Here is a 6,064-nt window from a genome sequence, read left to right as displayed (position 1 = left end):
ACATAAAACGCATCCTTGGCGAGCTGCAGCAGTGAATTGCCCCCCAGCATGTAGGTGACGGTGCCTGAAAAAGGGATATAGATAATAAAGGCATAGAGCGCCTGCCGCTGATACTTAAAGGACAGACTGAGACAGAGCAGGCCAGCGGTCGCGGCTATCCCCAGGGTGGGCTCCGCTATAAATCCCAAAACCAGCCCCACCAGCCCTGAGATCAAAAATGCCAGAATCGTAAACTGGATCAGATTAGAACGCGCCTTGGCCGCTTCCCGTTCTTTTGCCCGTTGTTCCTTACGACTGAGGGTGGGCGCTGTCTGCTGCTCTGATGGAGCAGAGCGAGACCGTTTTTTAGAGCGCTTTTTTGATTTTTTGGAGACCATGGGCGGTGGGCAACAGTACAGCAGCAGGAAATCAGATAGCTAAAGCGAGAACACAGCGAGTTGCTAGGGCGCGTCATCAAATGATCTTGGCAAACTTGATGCATGGGGCCTATGGCGCCCGCCCTAATTAAATAAGTTATAGCTAGGGCCTATACCCTGTTGCATAAAGGTTCGACTTTAGTTAGTAACAGACCCTAACTCAATTTACCCAAAGCTGGCTTGATGTATAGGCAAATCGCCTCAGAATTGCATCAACCTTACAAGAACTTTTTATACAACCTCACCCTAGCGTCCCAGTCGGTTAGGAATATCCCGACATCCACCTGGAATGGTAGCGCGGGTCTTACTACCGCCCCAGGCGCACAGATAGCAACGCTGACTTTCTGACAGCCGCCGCACGTTGGAAAGATCCATCCCTTCCACCACGGCCCCTGTAAATGACCCCGTTTCGTAGTCAGGGGTATCACTGCGAGTGCGAGGGGTGGCCGTATCGGGGGTGCCGTAAAAGAAGCGGGCACCCATGAGGTCGGCCCCGGACAAATCCGAATCGCACAGCACCGTACGGGCAAAGTCGGTGCGGACCAGGTCGCACTGGGATAGGTTGGAGCGGATCAGATTAATCCCGCTGAGGTCAACCCAGCGCAGATCTTTGCCTGAAATATCGCCAGCTGCTAGCATCACCCCAATATCAATCACCCGAGTGCCATTTTGCCGATCCTCGGCATAGCCACCGCTGCCGTCCAAGATAGGACGCCCTAACCGCTGGTCGCGGGCCAGCGGTGTGAGCAGTTTGGAGCGCGATAAAAACCGCAGAACTTTGGCTTTGCCCTCGCCGTCAATACTGCCTAGAATCGCGGCGGTGCGGGCTTCGGCAATAATGCGTTCCTGGGGCCAGTCTTCTAACAGCCCTTCGTCGTCTAGAACCAGTTCTGAAATGCCCTGGAAGTAAGCATCAATGGTTTGCTGCTGGGTGATGAGATTCTGCTGAGTGGTCAGATCGCGGGAAATAATAAACTGTCGCCAGGCCACGTATAACGCCAGGATGGCAATAAAGATTTGCCCCAGAGCACCGAGAAAATCACCCAGGGCACCAATGGCGTTCCAGTTGAGCGTCGCGCCCCACCGCAGCAGGCTGGTGTTGACGCCACTCACATGCATCAGACCGTAAATGCCCAGCAGTAGGCCAGGAATGGCAATAATCAGCGATCGCTGTTCTGGAGATAGGTCACTTACCACCGCCCGCAGGGTGGGCATGGCCAGCCGGATAGATATACCCAGGGCAATCGAGGAACCAAAGAAAATTAGCCAAAAGCTATCTAGCCCGAGACCGACAAGGGTGATTAGGGTGGATGCGATCGCAACTAACAACGGTACAGATAGTTTCATCGGTGTCCGCGACGGCACCACCGCCACCTCTTCAGCATGGGGTTCTTCAGTCAGGGACGCAAAATCGGGATCGGGATTGTAGTCCACCGTAAATCTTTCCGCTGCATAGGGCGGCACAGGCTCTGCAGGGTGCAGCGCGGCGGAAAGTTCCTCAGCATCACGATTAAACGACTCTTGGGCGCTCATACTGAAGTTAAAACTGAAGTTAGATCGGGGGCAGCTGCGCCAGGGTGTATCAGGCTCATATAGCTGGTCTTCACCAAAGGGATAGGTGGAACTAGCGGGGGAACAGATCCGCCAACGTCTTTACGCAGTAGAGTTTAGCCCGAAAGCGACGTCTACCCTTAAACTATCAGCAGAGATTATACGATTTACTGGCCCCCGGTCCTGATGTGCAATGGTGACGGTTCTGATTTTATTAGCGGCAGTAGGCATCCTGGTTTGGGGGTTTATTCGAGCCCGACCTGATGGCAAATTAGGACTGTTTGCCTGGCTGCAGTCCGTGGTGCTAATGGTGCCCTGGCTGGCCTTTTTTGGTCTATTTACCTTTGGTATCTACCTCAACATTGTCTGGGTCCTGGCTTTAGTCGTGGTTTCAACGGGAATATACATCTACTTAGGACGACAGTTACGGATCCTGGCCGAGGCCGCTCCCACCCAAAGATCTACTGCGTCAGAGCCGCAGCAGCCGTCAGAGCCACAGCTAGCAGACACGTCAGCTCAGCCAGAGGGCACAGAGTCATCAGACCACCCGTCAGGGACAGAATCATCAGCCGCTGGTCCAGAATCTGATACTAGCGCGGCTGCCCCAGCGATTCCCCCAGCGATTCCTTCGGAGGACCTGGAGCAGATCGAAGCTATCTTTGGTGTGGATACCTTTTTTAGTACCGAAACCGTACCTTACCCGGCGGGTGTTTTTTTTAAGGGCAACCTGCGAGGGGACCCAGATGCCACCGTCAAGGCCCTCAATGCCCAGCTAGAAAATCGCTTTGGTGAACGCTATCGTCTGTTTTTGATCGACGGGCCTGACGAGCGACCGGCCATGATTGTGCTGCCCAGGGATACGGACCCGAAGCCTGCGAATTTGCCGCAGAAATTGGTGGCTGGGGGACTTGCGATCGCTACCCTGATCACTAGCCTAGAAACCGGTGCCCTGCTCCAAGACTTCACCCTGTTCGAGCAGCCAGAACGCTGGCTAGAGGTCTTCCCCACCGCCCTCGCCATTCTCGCCATTCTCGGCGTCCATGAGCTGGGCCATCGCTGGCAGGCCCAGCGCCACCAAATTAAACTCAGCCCTCCCTTTGCCCTACCCGCCTGGCAGCTCGGAGCCTTTGGCACCCTCACCCGGTTTGAGTCCGTCCTGCCAAACCGCTCTGTCCTATTTGATATCTCCTTTGCCGGACCCGCTGCTGGAGGGCTGCTGTCCTTAGCCATGCTGCTAGTCGGGCTGATCCTGTCCCACCCTGGCAGTTTCTACCAGCTGCCCGTCGAATTTTTCCAACAGTCAGTCCTGGTGGGCACCCTGGCCCGTACGGTCCTGGGCGACACTCTACAAACCACCGACTTGGTAGATATCGATCCACTGGTGATTATGGGCTGGCTCGGTCTGGTGATTACGGCCCTTAATGTCATGCCCGCAGGTCGTCTAGACGGAGGCCGCATAGTTCAAGCGATCTATGGTCGCAAGACCGCCGGACGAGCTACTGCCGTTACCCTGGTGCTGCTTACAATCGTTGCCCTGGCAAACCCTCTGGCTCTCTACTGGGCAGCGCTGATCCTGTTTTTGCAACGGGGCCAGGAACGCCCCTGCATGGATGACATTAGCGAACCCGACGATGCCCGTGCTGCTCTTGCCCTGCTGATCTTGTTTTTAATGCTGGCCACGTTGCTGCCGCTCACCCCCAGCCTAGCCGGACGCTTGGGAATTGGTTAGAAGCAACGTTGCAGGCCTCGTAGTCCACCTTGATTGCAAACGAATAGTCTTTGGTTTTGCCCGGCGTGTGGTGGGGCGCGTAGTCCGCTGCTTTAGCAATTTCTAAAGCTTTTTCATCTAAAACAGCGTAGCCGGTACTGTTCACAGCCTCTGGTTCTCCTAGCAGCTGAGCTTCGGGACCAATTTGTACCACAATCGTAATCGAATCGCCGGGCTTATTCTCCAAACAGTCCTGTAGCGGTACTACAAGGGCGGGCAGTTCTCCCGCTAGCGTATGGAGTGGAGTGGGCCAGCTGCCGCCAGGGAGCTGCGATAGCTTCAGTAGCTCATTCTGAACGTAGATATCACCCACCTTAGTGCCATCAAAATTCTGATAGCTATCGCGGCTGGCAATGCGCTGGTCTAGGGTAAGTTCCTGCTCGCTCTCCCCGTCGCCATCATCTCTCTCATCCGCATCAGATTCGTCTCCACTGTCGTCCGGTTCGTCAAATTCAGGTTCCACCTGATCCAAAATTTCTGGATCTGTCTGATCCAAAATTTCTGGATCTGTAAGCACAATATCTTCTGTCGGGGGGGCTGGCGGCGGCGGTTCTTCCGGTTGAACGGGTTCAGGTATGGGGGACTCAGGAGACTCAGATGCGGTCGCTAATTTTGGCAAAGTTACGACCTGAATCACCTCCGGTTCCGGCAGCTCCTCGACTGCTACAGGCGGGTCTCCCAAATCTGGCATCGGCAGCGCCAGCACCAGGCCATGTAAACCAATGGAGGCTAATACCAAGGGTGTCACCCAACTATTTAGTTTTGGTAGGTGGAACTTGGCCATGGCAAGCGTGTGCTGTAATTGTCCTAACTATCATTCCTCGCGGACTTCAAAAGTAGATCTGGCATTAGACAATTCTTTAATTGGGCTTCCAGGATGCTAAAAAGCTTAGCCACAGTAACAAAGCTAAGCGGTCCTGCACAACATTGATATTGGTCACTAATTGGCTACTATCTAGACTGGAATTGGATAATAGTCCCCTCACGCAAAAACCAGCAGGAATTCTTCCATGGCTTCAGCCAAATCTGGAAACCCTAAAGTCGGCACCTTGGTATCCCTGGGACTATTCTTCTGTCTGGGTGTGGTGCTATTTGTACAGCTAACCACTGCTCCCATAGTGCCCCTGAAACCTGCACCTATGCCTCCCAAAATCACTCTCCTCACCGATCCATTTTTACAAGCACCCACCGTCGCTTCAGTACGAGTCGTCTGGTTTACCGAATTTGAAGGCCGCGATCATCGTGTCATCTACGGCCCAACCGATGAAACGGTTACCGCTACTACCACTCAGCTTAGCCGTACCCGTGAAGATGCCCAGTCCCATACAGCCCAACCCTACAAACAGGTAACCGCGCGGCCTATCTGGCGACATGAAGCCGAAATCAGCGGTCTACGTCCCGGCTTGCAAGTCCCTTATGTAATTACCAGCACCCCCGATACTGGTATTCCCATTCGCAGTGAGCAGTTTAGCCTAAGTGCTACACCACCAGCAGGGCAGCCTCTAAACATTCTGCTCACGTCCGATCATCAGCTGATGCCCATGACCGCTGCTAACCTGCAAAAAGTAGAAGAAACCATCGGCCATGTGGACGGCGTTTTTCTGGCAGGAGACCTAGTCAACATACCTGACCGCGCCTCAGAATGGTTTGACGATACGCGGGGAGGAGCTTTTTTTCCCTGTTTGCAGGGGCGCGGCAGCTACATCCTGGAAAAAGATGGAACGTCTACAATTTATAAAGGCGGTCGCCTGATCCAGTCGGCTCCCCTATTTACCGCCCTTGGCAATCATGAAGTGATGGGCCGCTATAGCACCACTGCCGGTTTAAATGAGCAGTTTAACGACCCAGTCCCCTGGGATGCCGCCAAAACCCTCTATGATCAGCACGAAAATGTTTTTAACCCCAGCAACAATGACGACGTCAAGCAAAACTGGCTTAAAAATCAGTCGTTTAATGTAGATACCTACAACGAAATCTTTTCCCTACCCAAAGCTCCCCGTGACAATGGCGAAACCCAGCGTTACTACGCCACCACCTTTGGAGATGTGCGGTTGGTATCACTCTATGTCACCCAGATTTGGCGTTTGTCTACCATAGACGATGATACCAGAGGCCGTTATCAAGAGAGAATTTCTGACCTTAACAACCCGACCAACTGGGGGCATGGTCAACTGATCTTTGAAAGTATTGAACCCGGCAGTCCCCAGTACGAATGGCTGCAACAAGAACTCGCCAGCGACGAGTTTCAACAGGCCAAGTACAAGGTTGTTATGCTGCACCACCCACCCCACAGCCTTGGTGGCAATGTAGCACCCGCTTTTACTACCCC

General features: G+C 53.7%; 4 protein-coding genes and 1 pseudogene. 2 read left to right on the top strand and 3 right to left on the bottom strand.

The genetic code is table 11. The features are described 5' to 3' along the window. Window positions 1-377 (bottom strand): annotated as a pseudogene (locus IQ260_RS26425) (hypothetical protein); the annotation flags it as partial. A gap of 285 nt (window positions 378-662) precedes the next feature. Then, complete coding sequence (locus tag IQ260_RS26420; RefSeq protein WP_193996069.1) at window positions 663-1,949, bottom strand: pentapeptide repeat-containing protein; 1,287 nt, start codon at window positions 1,947-1,949, stop codon at window positions 663-665. 211 nt (window positions 1,950-2,160) lie between these two features. Here IQ260_RS26420 and IQ260_RS26415 point away from each other — a divergent pair, with 211 nt between their 5' ends. Further along, on the top strand, window positions 2,161-3,696 hold the full coding sequence (locus tag IQ260_RS26415; RefSeq protein WP_193996068.1) for a site-2 protease family protein: 1,536 nt from the start codon (window positions 2,161-2,163) through the stop codon (window positions 3,694-3,696). On the opposite strand, the gene IQ260_RS26410 is transcribed toward IQ260_RS26415, so the two are convergent. After that, entirely contained in the window at window positions 3,659-4,519 is an 861-nt protein-coding gene (locus tag IQ260_RS26410; protein ID WP_193996067.1) for an energy transducer TonB, read from the bottom strand. The genes IQ260_RS26415 and IQ260_RS26410 overlap by 38 nt on opposite strands. A gap of 226 nt (window positions 4,520-4,745) precedes the next feature. Between IQ260_RS26410 and IQ260_RS26405 the strand changes: the two genes are divergently transcribed. Next, the coding region (locus IQ260_RS26405; RefSeq protein WP_193996066.1) for a metallophosphoesterase at window positions 4,746-6,064 on the top strand (1,319 nt) is incomplete at its 3' end.

Origin of the sequence: Leptolyngbya cf. ectocarpi LEGE 11479 (assembly GCF_015207065.1) — a bacterium.
GTDB classification, from domain to species: Bacteria; Cyanobacteriota; Cyanobacteriia; order Phormidesmidales; family Phormidesmidaceae; genus Leptothoe; species Leptothoe ectocarpi.
The sequence above is the reverse complement of the archived record's forward strand: the minus strand, read 5'-3'. Positions and strand labels throughout refer to the sequence as shown.

Excerpts from the sequence above, each read along its gene's own strand:
- IQ260_RS26420 (WP_193996069.1), bottom strand. The coding sequence starts at position 1,949 with ATGAGCGCCCAAGAGTCGTTTAATCGTGATGCTGAGGAACTTTCCGCC.
- IQ260_RS26410 (WP_193996067.1), bottom strand. The coding sequence starts at position 4,519 with ATGGCCAAGTTCCACCTACCAAAACTAAATAGTTGGGTGACACCCTTG.
- IQ260_RS26415 (WP_193996068.1), top strand. The coding sequence starts at position 2,161 with ATGGTGACGGTTCTGATTTTATTAGCGGCAGTAGGCATCCTGGTTTGG.